General features: G+C 61.3%; 12 protein-coding genes and 1 tRNA gene. 6 read left to right on the plus strand and 7 right to left on the minus strand.

Translation table 11 applies throughout. From position 1 onward, the window contains the following. Positions 1-843: 843 nt before the first annotated feature. On the minus strand, positions 844-1,170 hold the full coding sequence (locus EUU25_RS15335) for a hypothetical protein (RefSeq protein ID WP_158902443.1): 327 nt from the start codon (positions 1,168-1,170) through the stop codon (positions 844-846). Positions 1,171-1,330: 160 nt separating this feature from the next. After that, the gene (locus EUU25_RS15340) at positions 1,331-1,621 is read right to left on the minus strand and encodes a hypothetical protein (protein ID WP_158902445.1); all 291 of its coding nucleotides are present in this window, start codon (positions 1,619-1,621) and stop codon (positions 1,331-1,333) included. Positions 1,622-1,730: 109 nt separating this feature from the next. Between EUU25_RS15340 and EUU25_RS15345 the strand changes: the two genes are divergently transcribed. Next, positions 1,731-1,809: transfer RNA gene (locus EUU25_RS15345), tRNA-OTHER, on the plus strand. A gap of 188 nt (positions 1,810-1,997) precedes the next feature. On the opposite strand, the gene EUU25_RS15350 is transcribed toward EUU25_RS15345, so the two are convergent. Beyond that, on the minus strand, positions 1,998-3,398 hold the full coding sequence (locus tag EUU25_RS15350) for an SLC13 family permease (protein WP_158902447.1): 1,401 nt from the start codon (positions 3,396-3,398) through the stop codon (positions 1,998-2,000). Beyond that, a complete protein-coding gene (pgeF, locus tag EUU25_RS15355) occupies positions 3,395-4,159 on the minus strand; it encodes a peptidoglycan editing factor PgeF (RefSeq protein ID WP_158902449.1) in 765 nt (254 codons plus the stop codon). The genes EUU25_RS15350 and pgeF overlap by 4 nt, the downstream gene beginning before the upstream one ends. A 77-nt stretch (positions 4,160-4,236) precedes the next feature. Between pgeF and EUU25_RS15360 the strand changes: the two genes are divergently transcribed. Together EUU25_RS15360 and EUU25_RS15365 are read left to right on the plus strand one after the other, a co-directional pair. Further along, a complete protein-coding gene (locus EUU25_RS15360) occupies positions 4,237-5,049 on the plus strand; it encodes an SDR family oxidoreductase (RefSeq protein ID WP_158902451.1) in 813 nt (270 codons plus the stop codon). 92 nt (positions 5,050-5,141) lie between these two features. Further along, positions 5,142-5,939 (plus strand): esterase/lipase family protein, encoded by a 798-nt coding sequence (locus tag EUU25_RS15365; protein WP_246162779.1) that lies wholly within the window; start codon positions 5,142-5,144, stop codon positions 5,937-5,939. 55 nt (positions 5,940-5,994) lie between these two features. Here EUU25_RS15365 and EUU25_RS15370 read toward each other — a convergent pair whose 3' ends face one another. The 3 genes from EUU25_RS15370 to EUU25_RS15380 are packed head-to-tail and all read right to left on the minus strand — an operon-like array spanning position 5,995 to position 9,454. Beyond that, entirely contained in the window at positions 5,995-7,470 is a 1,476-nt protein-coding gene (locus EUU25_RS15370; RefSeq protein ID WP_158902453.1) for a WS/DGAT/MGAT family O-acyltransferase, read from the minus strand. A gap of 59 nt (positions 7,471-7,529) precedes the next feature. After that, positions 7,530-8,456, minus strand: a complete 927-nt coding sequence (locus EUU25_RS15375) for a DMT family transporter (RefSeq protein WP_246162781.1) — start codon at positions 8,454-8,456, stop codon at positions 7,530-7,532. Further along, positions 8,453-9,454, minus strand: a complete 1,002-nt coding sequence (locus EUU25_RS15380; RefSeq protein ID WP_158902455.1) for a threonine aldolase family protein — start codon at positions 9,452-9,454, stop codon at positions 8,453-8,455. The genes EUU25_RS15375 and EUU25_RS15380 overlap by 4 nt, the downstream gene beginning before the upstream one ends. Before the next feature lie 397 nt (positions 9,455-9,851). On the opposite strand from EUU25_RS15380, the gene EUU25_RS15385 reads away from it, so the two are divergent. From EUU25_RS15385 to EUU25_RS15395, 3 genes are read left to right on the plus strand one after another with little or no spacing between them, the layout of a single operon-like run. Beyond that, the gene (locus EUU25_RS15385) at positions 9,852-12,092 is read left to right on the plus strand and encodes an autotransporter assembly complex protein TamA (protein WP_246162782.1); all 2,241 of its coding nucleotides are present in this window, start codon (positions 9,852-9,854) and stop codon (positions 12,090-12,092) included. Continuing rightward, positions 12,089-16,255 (plus strand): translocation/assembly module TamB domain-containing protein, encoded by a 4,167-nt coding sequence (locus tag EUU25_RS15390; protein WP_158902459.1) that lies wholly within the window; start codon positions 12,089-12,091, stop codon positions 16,253-16,255. The genes EUU25_RS15385 and EUU25_RS15390 overlap by 4 nt, the downstream gene beginning before the upstream one ends. Beyond that, complete coding sequence (locus tag EUU25_RS15395) at positions 16,255-16,410, plus strand: hypothetical protein (protein WP_158902461.1); 156 nt, start codon at positions 16,255-16,257, stop codon at positions 16,408-16,410. The genes EUU25_RS15390 and EUU25_RS15395 overlap by 1 nt, the downstream gene beginning before the upstream one ends. Positions 16,411-16,415 lie beyond the last annotated feature (5 nt).

A 16,415-nucleotide genomic window follows, 5' to 3' on the forward strand; every position in this document is an offset into this window, starting at 1 on the left:
TTTTTGGTTTTTCCACGTCGGCCTGCGGGGCGGATGGGTTGTGCCGGTTTTTTCGTCAGAAGAAAAAAGACGACAAAGGAAGAAGGCGTGGTCTAGCGAAGGCAACGTCTCACGGGGACTGTCCCGTCAGGAACTGTCCCCAACATCCGCAGTCCAACCCCACCGTCACCTTGGAGCCGAAGGCGTAAAGAAGAAGTTCTAACTTAAGTCGTTACCCTGAACGAATGGCAGGTTTTAGCGTACTCAAAAAACTAGGGGGAATGTCTGTAATGTTGTGGGTAGCTGAAGTTACCTTCCGCGCCTTAGTGCTTCCAGTAGAGTGAGTTCGGTAGAAGACACCGCCTTCCAAAGCTTAGATTGCCCACACGTGTGTCTGATAAATGTTGCTCCCTGAGCGACCGAAGGCGTAGTGTTGGTGATCGGATAGTAAGTAACGAAGAAAAGATATTCTTTGCCTAGTTGGACGTCAAAGCGTCCGCTGTCTAAAGTCTGAAACAGATTAACCGATTGCCCCGGTTTACCCTTAAAAATCTCGAGAACCCGAAGCTTACTGAGCCGAACTGGCGAATACTCCCCCCAGTTAATTTTGAACTCAGCGTTCGGCTCATCATCTGCAACGGTAGTTTCAGCTGTCACGACAGCACGCACAACAGTATCTGCTTGGAGATAATCTTGTTCGGTAGTCGCTGTCGTGCACAAGGCATAGGCGGGGCTAGTTACAAAACATATCAATGGGACAACAAATTTGAGCATCTAGGCATAATGCTCTCGAATGGGTAGGTCCGCAATGTTGTCGTGTCCTGACAGTCCGGTTTGGCAGCTTTGTTGTGGGAAGCGGACAACTCATTTCACGTAAACGTTCGAAAGCCAATAGTCGTTCATCCAATCGGCATAGCCCAGAAGTTCACCTTCCCGCCGCTCCTTGTCTGCCGACCAAGTATGGATGCTAGACAAAAGCTCTATCATCTCGCCTATGCGCCACTCTTCGTTAGGCAAGGCATAGAAAATCCGATGGCATCGCCCCCAACTCATTTCAGAATAATGGTCGCGCCGAATAAACCTTCCTGCTGCGACATGCCTATCAAACAGCCGTAAGTATCGAGAAACAACTTCCGGATAGAAATCTTCGCCATCGGCAAAGCAAGACAACGGCTTTTTGCCAGCCAGCATCAGCCCCAACTCTCTGTTGGTATGGATTAAGTATGGTAGGCCTTTGAGTAAGTCATTGAGCATCGCCGACCTTATAGAACGCGCAGTAGTGTCCGCAATGTTGTCGTTTGCCGACAGTCAGCTTTGGCGAATTTGTTGAGGGCAGCGGACATTAACAGTTTCAGTCCAAGGGCCACTTTAGCATTGAGGCATCGACAAACTCAGCGCCCATATGACGGATAAAAGCATCCGTAAGACCATCCTTGTGCTGCTGCCATTTTTCAAGTTCTACAAAGGGGTCCATTCCATCGGCACGTAACAGCCAGTCCACAAACTGCTCAGCGGTAACACGGCCGCTTTCCGGTATGAAATCGTCAACATGGGTTGGCTTCCCGTCAACAACTCCCCCGCACCAGCCCTTTTCAACACAGACCTCATGCATGAGGTTTTCGTAGTTTTTTGATCCGCTCATATTCTTATGGTTACAAACTCTGCAAATGCCTGCAATGTTGTTGCGTCCTGACAGTCCGGATTTGCGGATTTGTTGTGGAAAACGGAAACTGCGAGGTCTAACAAGATTTGCCACCGTGGCGGAATGGTAGACGCACCATAACAATGGTCTCGCTTTGTGAGTGCAGGCTTCGACACCTGCCGGTGGTAATGTCCGCAATGTTGTCCTATCCGCACAGTCCGCTTTGACTAATTCGCGTCAATGAGCCGCCCTACGTTCAACCTAAGAGCCCCCACACAAAGCAAAAACCCCCGTCTTCTTCCTTTTAGCTAACCAAAAACACACCCCAAGCCATCAAGCCCCCACCTACCGTGGCACCCCGCAACCAACCAAAAGCCTAAAGCAACCCAACCACCCAGATCACCCCGACAATCAACGGTATCCCCGCAATATCCAGCAGGAATCCGGCCTTCACCATCTTCGGCAGGGCGATGTGGCCCGTGGCCCAGGCGATGGCGTTGGGGCCGGTGCCCGACGGCATCATGAAGCCCCAGCTTGCGGCCATGGAGGCGGCCATGGCCATCAGCCAGGGGTCCGCGCCGGTGGCGGTGACGAGGCCGGCGACGACGGGCAGGATGCCGCTTGCCGTGGCGACATTGCTCGCAAATTCGGTGATCAGGATGACCAGTGCGGTCAGCGCGAGTGCAATGATAACCGGGTGGACCGAGGACAGGGGCTCCAGCGCTTCGCCCAGCCATGCGGCGAGGCCGGATTCGGTAATCCCCGCCGCCAATGCAAGCCCACCGCCGAACATCATGATGACACCCCAGGGCGCGCGGTCGGCTTCTTTCCAGATCAGCAGCGGACGGCCCGTGCCATCGGGGACGAGGAAGAGCAGCAGCGATCCCGCTATGGCAATGCTTCCATCGGTAATGCCGCCCTTGGGCAGAAAGGGCTCGATCAACGGCTGGCCAATCCATGCACCGATGACGAGCAGGAATATCGGCACCAGCCGCCGTTCGGCGACCGACATGGGCTGCGGCTTGCCAATGGCGGCGCGGGCGGCGTCGACATCGAAGCTGCCTGTGGTGACCTTTTGCACGCGCATCAGGATGAAAGCGCAGAGCGGAATGCCGAGCAATACGATCGGCAGGCCATATTGCATCCACGTCACGAAGGTGATCTGGATGCCCAATTGCTTTTCGACCAGCCCCGCCGCGATGGCGTTGGTGGGCGATCCGACCAGTGTGCCCAGACCGCCAATGCTCGCGGCAAAGGCAACCCCCATGATCAGCGCGCCGGGCAGGCCGTCGGTCTCCCCTTCTTTCACGCCGCCTGCCGCCAGAACGGCAATGGCAATCGGCACCATGATCAGCGCGATGGAGGTGTTAGACATGACCATGCTGAGCAAGGCGGTCGATCCCATGAAGGCGATCATCAGCCCCTGCACGCTATGGCCCGAACGGCCCAATATCGCGAGCGCGACGCGCCGGTGCATGCCCGTCCGTTCGATGGTCAGCGCCAGAAATGCGCCGCCCAAAATCAGGAACAGGGTCGGCGAATAATATTCCTTCGCCACATCCTGCGCGGTCAGCACGCCCATCAATGGCAAAGCGAGGAAAGGAAGAAGCGCCGTCACCGTCAGGGGCAGGGCCTGCGTCATCCACCATGTCGCCATCAGCAAAGTGAGCGCCGCGACATTCCATGCCGACACCTCCATGCCGGACGGCACAGGGGCCAGCAGCATGGCGGCAAAGACCAGCAGGCCGCCCCAGAAACCTACCCGGCTCGCGTTCATGCGGGTAGGCCGATCAGCGAAATCTGGCGGCCATAGCCGGGCTCGTCCTTGTGGCAACTGCGGCGATAGCTGAAGAAGCGGTCGGGCTGGCTATAGGTATCCTCGCCCAGACATTCGATCTGCGTAACCCCCGCCTGCGCCAACCGCGCGGCGACATAGCCTTCGATATCGAACTGGTAATGGCCCGGCTTGCCATCGGAAAAGAAACGCTCATTCTCCGGATTTTCATCCACGAAACGTTGGTAGAAAGCGGCATCTACTTCATAGCTTTTTTGCGCGATGCACGGCCCAATGGCGCAACGGATGCGCGCGCGGTCAGCGCCGAGGGCCTCCATCGCGGCAAGGGTGTTGTCGGTGACGCCGGTGATCGCGCCTTTCCATCCCGCATGGGCCGCGCCGACGACGCCGGCTTGCGCATCGGCGAACAGGACCGGCACGCAATCGGCGGTGACAATGCCGAGCAGCAGGCCGGGACGCTTCGTGACCATGGCATCGCCCTTGGGCGGGTCTTCGGGGTCGATTGCCCCTGTGATGGTGACGACATCGGGGGAATGAATCTGGTAAACGCGGGCAATGTCGGCACCTGCAAGCACGGCGTCGCCTGCGCGGCGGCGGTTTTCGAAAACGGCCGCGCGCTCATCCTCCGACCCTAAACCTACATTCAGGCCTGCATAGATGCCGGTGGACACGCCTCCTGCGCGCCCGAGAAAACCGTGCGGGACATCGCCCAGCATCCGTGCCCTGATTACGTCGACGCTCATCGCTTCTGCTTCTCCCTTCGGGCTTCATTGCAAGTGCGGCGCTTGACGGCAAGCCATTAGATTGCGAACCGTGGGCTATGAACGGGCATATGCTGATTTTCGGAATGGGGTACACCGCGTCGCGGCTGGCCGAACACCTGCGTGGGCAGGGGTGGCAGGTGACCGGTACGCGAAGGATGAGCGGGGAAGGCGCAGTGGCCTTTGACGACCGCTTTGCCGTGCTCCACGCGCTGGAAAGTGCCACTCATATCCTGTCGAGTGTGCCCCCGCTGGCCGAGGGCATTGATCCGGTGCTGGCGGCTTATGGTGAGGATATAGCGGGTAGCGGCGCGCGATGGGCAGGCTATCTGTCATCAACCGGCGTCTATGGCGATACCGGCGGTGCTTGGGTGGATGAAAGCGCACCCATCGGCCAGGGCCGCCGCACGGCACGGGCCGAGGCGGATCTGGCGTGGCAGGCGTTGCGGCCGGATATGCACGTCTTTCGCCTGCCAGGCATCTACGGGCCGGGCCGATCCGCGCTTGACCGGGTGCGCGAGGGCAAGGCGCACCGGATCGACCTGCCGCACCAGATTTTCAGCCGCATCCATGCCGATGACATAGTCGGCGCCATGATCGCCTCCTTTGCGGGCGCGCCCGGTGTCTATAATATTGCGGACGATCTGCCGGCATCGCAAAATGCGGTGATCGAATATGCCTGCGACCTGTTGGGCCAGCCATGGCCGCCGCTGCGGACATTGGAAGAGGCGCGTTTATCGCCGATGGCGATGGGCTTTTATGCCGAAAACCGGCGTATTTCGAACGGCAAGGCCAAGCGCGTGCTCAGCTGGGTGCCCACTTATAGCGATTATAAACAGGGGCTTAGTGCGTTGCTCGCTGCGGGCGCATAAAAAAGCGGATTGACCGACGCGGAACTATCGGCCTAGCCTCGCATTAAACTGGCAACAGACCAGCCGTTTCGAATGTTTTCGGGAGAGTTATTTTGGCCACTATCGCCGCGGAAAATCCGCATGCCGCCGTCAAGGCCCCCTCGCTTTTGCTGATCCTGAGCGAACTGCCCCGCGCCTTGCTGGAAACCGGATCGCTACCCTGGGCCGCGCCCTTCCTGCTGCAGGCGCCCAAGGGCGACGGGCATCCGGTCATGCTATTGCCCGGTTTCATGGCATCGGAATTTTCAATGAAGCCGCTGCACAGCTATCTGAAGAAGCTGGGCTACGACCCCTATCATTGGGAATTGGGCCGCAACCTCGGTCATAAGGCCGTGGGGCAAGAGGGCGAAAAAATGATCGCCCGCCTTGACGAAATCTACGCCAAGACCGGCCAGAAGGTCAGCCTTGTCGGATGGTCGCTGGGCGGATCCTTTGCCCGCATGCTGTCGCGCCGCCGTCCGGACATGATCCGTCAGGTGATCTCGCTCGGCTCGCCCATCAACGGCACGCCCAAGTCCACCAATGCATGGCGCGCCTATCAATATGTGACGGGGCAGAAGCTCGACGATCCCAAAATGCGCGAGCAGGTGAGCGAAGGCCATGCCGTGCCGCCGGTCCCCTCGACCGCCATCTTCTCCCGCAATGACGGCGTCGTCGCGTGGCAGAATTCGCGCGAGCCCAAGGCCGCCACCACCGACAATATCGAAGTGCGCGGCAGCCATTGCGGCCTCGGCGCAAACCCCGCCGTGCTCTGGGCAATCGCCGACCGTCTGGCCCAGCCGGAAGACGGCTGGAAACCCTTCGAACGCACCGGCGCACGGGCGTTGGTGTATCCGTCCTCGGGGCACTAAGCGATCGCGCTGGCCTCTCCCCTTCAGGGGAGAGGGAGCGTTTTTCAGCCAAAATTTACTTAGTCTTCGCCTTAGCCTTCTTCGCAGGCTTCGCTGCCTTCGCCACCTTCACCTCGCTGAAATCCGCGTCGCGCAGCGCTTCGAAGGAGCGTTGCAGCGCGGCGGCATAGGCCGACGGGTCGGGCATGATCGCGCGGTCGCTGGTGAAGGAAATGGCGATTTCCGGGCCATAGCTGTAGATCGTGTTGATCAGGCCCATGCCGTCGAACACCGGCCCCAGACCCATCATCCGCACCAGCTTTGCGCCTGCAAAATAGAGCGGGACGCGCGGGCCGGGGACGTTGGTGGCGACGCAGTTGAACGCGGGCGAGTGCAGGTTCGATATGCCGAGCCTTGTATATAGCCGCGCGCCCAGTCCGGCGAGTGCGGCGGGCATGAACTGGCTATAATCGGTCAGCGTCCGCGCGCCGACGGCGTTGGTCATTGCCTTGCTGTTCTTCACTTCCTTATGGATATAGCGCAGCCGCTCCGCCGGATCGGCGATATGCGTGCCAAGCTGCACCATCATGGCGGAAACAAGGTTGCCGAGCGATTCCTTCTCGCCATCTGCCCGCACCGAAATGGGGGCCATCGCGGTCAGGCTGGGCTTGGGCAGGGCGTCGTGGCCCATCAGATATTCGCGCAAGGCCCCGCCGATGATGGCGAGGATCACGTCGTTGACGGTCGCGCCCTCGATCCGGTCCTTGATCGCGCGGATATCGGCGAGCGAATAGACCACGCCGTCAAACACCCGGTGCGGGCCGACCTTGCCGTTGAAGATCGTCTGCGGCGCCATGCGCGTGGATTTCAGCGAGACGTCACCGCCCGCAATTTCCTTGGTCAGCCGCGCAATGCCGGGCACGGTGTTGGCGACGGTTTTGGCGAATTTCACCGGCTGGGTCACCGAATTGAACCATGTCCGCATCAGCATTTCGGCAAGCTTCGGATCGCTCTCCGGCTTCCAGCTTGATGGCGCGGGTTCGGGCACTTCCTTGGGTTCCAGATCATGCACCGCCGCGCTCAGTTCCACGCCCGACATGCCGTCAATTGCGGCGTGGTGGACCTTGGATACGAGGGCAAAGCTGCCCTTGGGAATGCCGGGGATATTGTCGAGCCCCTCGACTACGTTGAACTCCCAAAGCGGCTTGGTCAGGTCCATTCCCCGCGCATGCAGACGCGCGACCTGGATGCACAATTGCCGCCAGTCCCCCGGTTGCGGCAGGGCGATGTGGCGGACATGATATTCGAGATCGAAATTCGCATCCTCGACCCAATAGGGATGGTCGAGGTCGAACGGCACGCGCACCAGTTTCTGGCGGAAACTGCGTGCCTTGTCCAAGCGCCCTTCGATATGCCGCAAGATATCCTTGAAGCGGACGAACCCGCCGGGCGCCGTGGAAGGGTCATAAATCGCGACCGACCCGATGTGCATCGGCGTGTTCGGCGTATCCAGATAGACGAAACTCGCGTCTTGCCCGCTTAGTTGCTCCATAGCCCTCTCCTGCCTTATTTTGCAGGGAAGCTATCGCGATTTTAACGGGAAGGCGAGTCCTAAGCTTTGCGCGTTTGCATGGCGACGACGAGCCCGATCATCGCCAGCGCCGCGCCTGAAATGGCGAGCAGCGACCATTCATATCCTTCAAGAGCGGTCGAGATCAGCATCGCGATCACCGGAATCAGCACGCCGGTATAGGCGGCCTTGCCGGGGCCGATGTCGCGGATCAGGCGGAAATAGAAGGGGAAGGTGAGAACGGTTCCGACTATGCCGAGATAAAGCACGCCACCCAGATAGGCCGGGCGCGGGTCGATGACCGGCGGGCCGGCAACGACAAACGCGATGATGGCGTTGATGATTGCGCCGCAGAGCATCGACCAGGCCAATATTGTCACAGTGGGAAAACGGGCGATGCGGGGCGTCACCTGCAGCACATTGGAAATGGAGGCAAAGAACACGGCCGCGATGGTGAAGGACAGTCCGATGAGCACCTCCGTTCCGCCGACCGGTGCAACGCGATATTCGCGCAGCATCAGCAAGCCGACACCGGTGGTGGCAATGGCAGACCCGATGATGAACGGCCGTCCGATTGGACGCCCCAGCCACCATTTGCCGAGGATTGCGTTGGGGATGATCAGCAACGCGAAGATCACGGCGACCAGCCCTGAGGTAATGTGATGTTCCGCCAGATAGACGAAGTTGAAATTCAGCGAAAACTGGACCAGCCCCAGAAAAGCGGCCCAGCCCAGAAACTCCCGGTCAATCCGAAGCGGCTGGCGCATCACCAGCGCCAGAAGGAACATACCGATGGAGGCCACGGTGAAGCGGTAGGTGACCGACCAGCTGGAAGGGACGACGCTCAATTGGTCGCGGATCACGAACCAGGTCGACCCCCAGATCACCGACACGAACAAAAACGGGATCAGGACGCGCGGCGTCAGCAGCCCGGGTTCGGCAATGGGTTCAGGGTCGGACCGGCTCACAGCGCGGCAATCGCGCGGGCGAGCGGTGCGACATCGTCTTCCGTGTGGTGCCAACTGGTAACCAGACGCGCCGCACCTTCGCCCCAGTCGTAAAAGTCAAAGCCCTGCGCGCGCAGGCTGGCGGCTTCGGCGGCGGTCAGGCGGACGAAAATCTCGTTGGCTTCGACCGGATAGAGCAGACGGCCTTGCGCCGCCCCGGCAATAATCGCCGCCGCCGCATTGGCCGCACGGGCGTTGGCCAGCCACAAATCATCGTCCAGCATCGCCAGCAACTGCACCGCCAGAAACCGTCCCTTGGATTGCAGATGACCGGCACGCTTGCGGCGATAGCGCGCGGCGTCCGCATGGGCGGGGTCGAAATAGACCAGTGCTTCCGCACCCATGCCGCCATTTTTGGCAAAGCCGAAACTCAGCACATCGACGCCTGCACGAACGGTGACGTCGGCGGGATGGCAGCCAAGCGACGCCACCGCGTTACCGAAACGCGCGCCGTCCATATGGAAACCGATATGGCGTGTCCGGCACAGTTCGCCCAACGCCGCCACTTCGGCAGGGCGGTAGGTCAGCCCATATTCAGTGGCGTTGGTCACCGACAGCGCCGCGGCCTGAACCTGATGCACATCGTTGCCGATCGTCCCCAGCAAATCGCCAACGGCCTGCGGCGTAACCTTCGCGCCATCGCCGTCGACCAGCATCAGCTTTGCGCCGCCCGTATAAAATCCGGGCGCGCCGCATTCATCGACCTCGATATGCGCTTCGTGGTGGCAAATAATGCCCTGATGCGGTTGGCACAGCGAGGTGAGTGCAAGGCAATTGGCGGCGGTGCCGGTGGCCACCCACAGCACGGCTACATCACAGCCGAACGTCTCGGAAAAACGGGCATCCAACTGCGCGCTCCAACGGTCGCCATCATAGGCGGTATCAATCTGGTTCGCATCGGCGATGGCCTGCATCACCTTGGGGTGAACGGGGGCCGCATTGTCAGAGAAAAAACGCATGTTTTGCGCAAGAAAGGAAATGCGCACCGGCGTCAAGCGGTTAGCGTTGGGGAAGGGGTTGATGCGCGTTCCCCCTCTCCCCTTTAGGGGAGAGGTACGCAGTCTTATGGCTTTAGCCATTAGACGGAGTGGAGAGGGGGAGGTCGCGCACGAACCTCACCGTCGGAGCCCCTCTCCAACTTCGCCTAGGCCTTACGGCCAAGGCTCCGTATCCTCTCCCCTGAAGGGGAGAGGGGAAGGTGCGTTTGGAGACTGCCCCCATCACTTACAACCCCTCCATCCGCCGCAATCCGCATCGCCCGGCATCCTTCGCGGTTGCATCTCTTTTTTGCCAAGCTATCGGAAGCACAGGGAGCCTTTTTTGATTTCGTGCGTTTGGGTGGCTGGAGATGCGTTTTTGATCCGATCCATTGCTCTATTGCATCTCGCTTTTGCGACGGCCCCCGTGCTTGCCCAGAATCCGGCCGGCGCGGCTGAAACTGTGCCTGTGCCGGTTCCACCGGCGCCTGAAGAGTCCGGCAAGCCCATCATCAGCGACGAAGAATTTGACGCCGCGATTCCCAGCCTTGACGACAAGCCGCTGGAATCGGTGGAGGAATGGCAGCGCGAGCAGGACGCCCGCGATGAAACGGGCGCGAGCGAAGATGTCCGGCAGCAGACCCGGCAAACCGCAGAGGAAGCCGCAAATCCGGCCTTGCGCGACGGCGACGCGGTCGAAATTCTGAGCGATCCGCCGGTCGTCGACCCTCTGTTGGATGAACCGCTGCCATCGATCGATGTGTTCGACGCCGAACCGCCGCCGCAACCCACCGAAGCGGCGGAAAATGAAAACAACCAGTCGGTCCGCTATGTGGTCAAGATCAACGGACTGGATCCGGAAGCAAGCGCCGACATTGCGGTCGACGCCGACGGAAATATCTATCGCACCAGTCTGCGCCGCTTTTACGATCTGTCCGCGCTGGGTAGAAATGGCGGGCGTGCCGATACCCGCGCCGTGGTCAGCCAGCGCGCGCGGGCCGACCGGCAGTTGCTGCTCGATATCCTGACCAGCGAAGGTTTTTACGATGCCACCGTGCGCGTGGCGACCGAGCGGACCAATGCGGCGGCAGCGGAAGGCAATGGGCCTTCTGCGGCAGAGCCACTGAATGTCACCCTGAATGTTGTTCCCGGTCGGCGTTATTATCTGGGCGAAATCCGTTTCGAAACGAAAACGGTCGAGCCTGCGGACCTGATCACCAGCAATTTCGTGCCCAAAAGCGGCGATCCCATTGTTGCCGACACGATCCTGGCCGCCGAAGCCAATATTTCGATCAAGCTGCCTGAAAATGGCTATCCCTTCGCAACCGTCGGACAGCGCGACATATTGCTCGATAGCGAAAACGGGCTCGGGGATTATACCCTGCCGGTCGATCCCGGTGCGCGCAGCGTGTTTGGGCAGATCAAGAGCGAGGGCACCGAAGCCTTTGACGCCGAACATGTCGCCATATTACGGCGCTTCAAGACAGGCGATCTGTACGACAGCCGCAAGGTCGATGATCTGCGTGCTGCACTGGTTGCCACCGGATTGCTCTCGACCGTGTCGGTCGAACCTGTGCCCGGCGAAGGGACGGCTCCTGACGGCACGCCCTATGCGGATTTGCTTGTCCGGCAAGAGGCGGGGCCTGCACGCACCCTTGCGATCAGTGCCGGTTATGGCACCGGCCAGGGCCCTCGGGTCGAAGGAAGCTGGACCCATCGGAATCTGTTCCCACCCGAAGGGTCGCTGACCGCGGCAGGGGCACTGGGCACGCGGGAACAGGCGGCAAGCGTTGCCTTTTCGCGCGCTAATGCCGGACGACGCGACCGCACCTTTGAAATGTCCTTGTCGGCGTTGCACAGCAATTATGACGCGTTTGAAGCCTATACCGGACGGATCGCTGCCTTTTACAGCTATGCCTCGACACCGATCTGGCAGAAGAAATTTACTTGGTCGGCGGGTCTCGAAATTTTGGCCACATCGGAAGACCAGTTTGACGTGGCGCGCGGCCTTCGCGACCGGCGCATCTATTATGTCGCGGCGCTGCCGGGGCAGGTCGGTTTTGACCGCTCGGACGATTTGCTGAACCCGACCAAAGGCTATCGCCTGAATTTGCGGCTGTCCCCCGAAGCATCGCTGGGTGGCGGAAAGCGGATTTACGCCCGCGCCATTCTCGACGGGTCCTATTATTATTCGCCGACCGACAGCCTTGTATTGGCCGCGCGCGGGCGCGTCGGTACGATCAGCGGAACCGGACGCGATGATCTGGCACCCTCGCGGCGTTTCTATGGCGGTGGCGGCGGGTCGGTGCGTGGCTTTGGCTATCAGCAATTGGGACCGAAGGACTTGAACGGCGACCCCATTGGCGGGCGCAGCATGAACGAAGCCGCGCTGGAGGCACGCTACCGCTTTGGCAATTTCGGTGTCGCGGGCTTTGTCGACGCCGGGCAGGTTTATGAAAGCAGCATTCCCAAATTTGACGACTGGCGCTTCGGCCTTGGCATTGGCGGGCGCTTCTACACCAATTTCGGACCGGTCCGGCTGGATCTGGCGACACCGCTGAACCGGAAACAGGGCGAGTCCAAGATCAGCGTCTATGTCTCGATCGGACAGGCGTTTTGACGCTCGGCAGGCGCCTTGCCATAGGGGCAGCCGCCCTGTTGGGCGTGCTGCTGGCCGTGCTCTTTGGCGCTTATGTCTGGCTGGATACGCAGTCAGGCCGTGCTTTCGTCGCGCGGCAGGTGGCTGGCGTTGCGCTTGAAAACGGGTTGAACATCCGGATCGGGAAGATTGACGGATCTATTTATGGCGGCGCGGTGCTGCGCGATGTGCAATTTCGCGACCCCAAGGGTGCCTTTGCGCGGTCCCCCGAAATTCGGCTCGACTGGCATCCCTTCGCCTATCTGACGGGCGTCGTTGATGTCGATGCGCTGACCGCGCGCGAACTGAATGTGGCGCGGATGCCGGCGTTCAATGTCGTGCCCGACCGGGGCGATCCGTTGCTGCCCGATCTCGATATCCGGATCGACAGGTTGCGGGTGGACCGCATTGTTTTTGCCAAGACCATTACCGGCGAAGAACAGGTCGCGACCTTTGACGGCAAGGCGCGGATTGCCGACCGGCGTGCGGTGGTCGAGGCGACCGCAGGATCGGCGCAGGGCGACAGACTGGCACTCAAGCTGGATGCCGTGCCGGACGACAACCGCTTTGATGTCGATCTGAAAATTGATGCCCCTGCCAAGGGTCTGGTTGCCGGACTGATGGGGCGCGAGGTGCCGGTGCAGGCCGCGCTGCAAGGGCGCGGAAGCTGGCAGAAATGGGATGGCCGCCTGACCGCCAGCATGGGCGCGGAACAGGTGGCGGATGTTGCATTGACCGCGCGGGACGGGACCTTCACGGCCAAGGGCGAAACGGCCCCCGCCAAGGTGATGGCGGACAGCCTGATCGTGCGCGGGTTGTCGCCCGTTGCCCTGGTCGATCTGTCGGCCTCCTTCGACCAGCGTGTTGCGGATATCAAAGGCAGCGTGCGCTCGTCCTCCGCCGTGCTGGGTGCCAGCGGGCTGGTGGATCTGGGGCAGGGGGCGTTTGACGATCTGGCGCTGGATATCCAGCTGCTGCGTCCCGCGATTATCGGCAGCAATGTCAGCGGCACCAATGTGCGGGGGAAAGCCCTGCTGAACGGGGCCTTTGCCGCGCCGACGGTGGCCTATTCGGCCACGGCGACACGGCTCGCCTTCGACCGGACGACCTTCGAAGATGTGCGCGTCACCGGCGAGGCGCAGGGCAGCGAAGACCGGTTCCTCATCCCGGTCAATGCCGTTGCGCGGCGCGTGACGGGCATCAACCAGATTGCGGGCGGGCTGCTGACCAATGTCAAAATGAATGGCGACATCGCCATCGCCAACGGCCGCCTGCTGTCCGACAATATGAAAATCCGGTCCGACCGGATCAATGCGACCGCGCTGATCGTTGGGGACATAGGCAAGGGTTTCTACACCGGCGCGCTGAACGGCAAGGTGGACGGGTTTGAAGTGAGCTCGGTCGGGCTGTTCAATGTGGTCGCCGATGTCGATCTCGAAACCACCTTGGGGCGCGGCTATGCGCTGGTCGGCACGGTCAAGGCGCGGTCGACCAAATTGTTCAGCTCCGGCGTGCAGAAATTCCTTGGCGGGCAGATGTTCGTCAATGCGGGCATCCGCTACGGCACTGACGGCGTGCTGCGCATCACACGGGCAAGCGTGGTCGCGCCGCAATTCCGGTTGAACAGCGGCAACGGGACCTATGTGACCGAGGGTGGCCGCGTTGTGTTCAACGGTGCGGGCTATTCCAACCAATATGGTCCTGTGGCGGTGCAACTGACCGGCACATTCGAGCGCCCCGTCGCCCGCGTCACCGCGTCGCGACCGGGCTTTGGCGTTGGCCTGTCCAATGTGGTCGGGCTGGTGACCCGCAGTGCGAAAGGCTATGCTATCACGCTGACCGGCGCGACCGACTATGGGCCGATCAGCGGGGATATCGACGTGCTGTCGGGCGACGGACCGCTCACCATCGACATATTGCGCGGCGACTTTGCCGGGATCGGCCTGACCGGCCGGGTGCAGCAGGCGGCCTCTGGTCCGTTCCTGGGGACGCTGAACGGTGCGGGCGCAGGCTTTGACGGCACCATCGCGCTGTCGGCTGAGGGCCAGTACCAGCGCGCGGTCGTCGATGCGGTCGCGAACAATGCCAAGCTGACCGGCGGGGAGCAGACGCTCGCTATCGGGCGCGGCATCGTGAAGGCCGACATCATACTCTACGACAGCCCGCAGATCGTCGCCGATGTGCAGGTCCAAAATGCGTTGCTCAACGATATAGAACTGGCCGCGGCGCGGGCGAAGGTCGACTATCGCGGCGGTACCGGCACCGCCAAGATCCTCGCCGAAGGACGCAGCCAGGTGCCCTTCCGCATCGCCGCCAACGCCGACCTGACGCCCGAACTATGGCGCATCGCGGCGAAGGGCCGGGCCAACAGCATCGATTTTTCGACCGAAGGCCCCTTACGCATCGTTCCCAAGGGCGATGAATATGAAATCAAGCTGTCCACCATCCGCGTCGCCAACGGCACGGTAAAGCTTGCCGGTAGCTATGGCGACGGGCTGGAACTGCAATCGCGGCTCGAAAATGTGAATATCGCGGTCATCAATCCCTTCCTGCCGGGCCTCGGTATCCGGGGCCGCGCGACGGGCAGCATCGATTGGTCGCAAGCCTCCCTTACCGCCTTCCCCCGCGCCGATGCGCGGCTGGAGATCAAGCGCTTTGTCCGCACCAATTTGGGATCACGGTCGCAGCCGGTGGACATCAGCCTTGTCGGCCGCCTGCTGCCCGATGGCGGCAACGCCCGCGCGATCATCCGCCGTCTGGGCGCAGCTGTCGGCCGCATGCAGATCGACCTCACCCCCTTGCCGCCGGGCAATGCCAGCTGGACCGAGCGCCTGCTCGCCGCGCCGTTGTCGGGCGGCATTCGCTATAATGGCCCCGCCGACACGCTCTTCTCGCTCGCCGCGTTGGCGGACCAGAGCCTTGAGGGCAATATCGGCGTGGCAGCGGATTTCTCCGGCCGCGTGCAGACCCCGCGCCTGACCGGCGTCGTGCGCGCCAACGACCTGATTTACGAAAATGACGTCTACGGCACGCGCCTTACCAAGCTGCGCGTGCGCGGGCTGTTCACCAACGACCAGCTGGAGGTGACCGAACTGTCCGCCGTGGCGGGCAAGGGGACCGTCACCGGCAAGGGCTTTGTCAATCTCAGCTCCGAAAAGGGCTTCCCGCTGCAACTCGACCTCGACCTCAACCAGGCCCGCGTCGCGCGCAGCGAGCTGATCTCCACCACCGCCACGGGGCAGATCAGCGTCACCAATACTCCTGACGGTGACGCGCTGATCAGCGGGACGTTGCGTCTGCCCGAAACCCGTTTCAAGATCATCCGCCAGGGCGCAGCCTCGGTCGCCACCCTGACCGGTGTGCGGCGCAAGGCGGCATCGGGCCGTCCGCGTGTGTCGGGCGATGCCGACCCGATCAGCACGCTGCCCAGCAACTGGAAACTCGACATCAAACTGACCGCACCGGATGAACTTTATGTCAGCGGCATGGGGCTGGAGTCCGAATGGGGCGCCAACCTGCGCGTCACCGGCACCAGCAACGCGCCGCGCATGTCGGGCGAGATGGAACTGGTGCGCGGCACACTTGGCTTTGCCGGACGCTCGTTCGAACTGGAAAATGGCCGGATCAGCTTCAACGGCGGCCCCGCCACCAACCCGTCCATCCGCATCGCGGCGGCCAGCGAGGTCGACGGCACAACGGTGCGCGTCAATATTCGCGGCACCGGCCAGAACCCCGATATCAGCTTCAGCTCCACCCCTGCCTTGCCGCAGGACGAGATCATGGCGCGCATCCTGTTCGGCAACTCGATCGGCGAATTGAGCGCGATACAGGCGGTGCAGCTTGCCGCATCGCTCAACAATTTGCGCGGCGGATCGGGCGGGCTCAATCCGCTCAGCGTGCTGCAATCGGCCACCGGCCTCAACCGCCTGCGCATATTGGGCGCGGATCAGGCGACTGGCCGCGAAATGGCCGTGGCGTTCGGCCAATATATCACCAACGATGTCTATGTCGAAATCGTCACCGATGCGCGGGGCTATACCGCAACACAGCTGGAGATCAGCCTGACGCCTGCGCTTTCGGTGTTGAGCCAGATCGGCACCACCGGTACATCCAACGTCAACGTCCGCTACAAAAAGGATTATTGATGCGCGCGCTCTGCCTTCTCCTGTTGCTCGGCGCCTGCCAGCAGGATTTCGACAGCCAATATGCCGAGACCGAGAAAAAGGTGAAGGCGGCAGAGGCAAAGATCGATGCGGCGCGGGCGAAGCAGGAAAAGCAGGAGGCAGGGGAGCAGCGTTGAGCGTT

Source organism: Sphingorhabdus lacus (genome assembly GCF_009768975.1).
GTDB lineage: Bacteria > Pseudomonadota > Alphaproteobacteria > Sphingomonadales > Sphingomonadaceae > Sphingorhabdus_B > Sphingorhabdus_B lacus.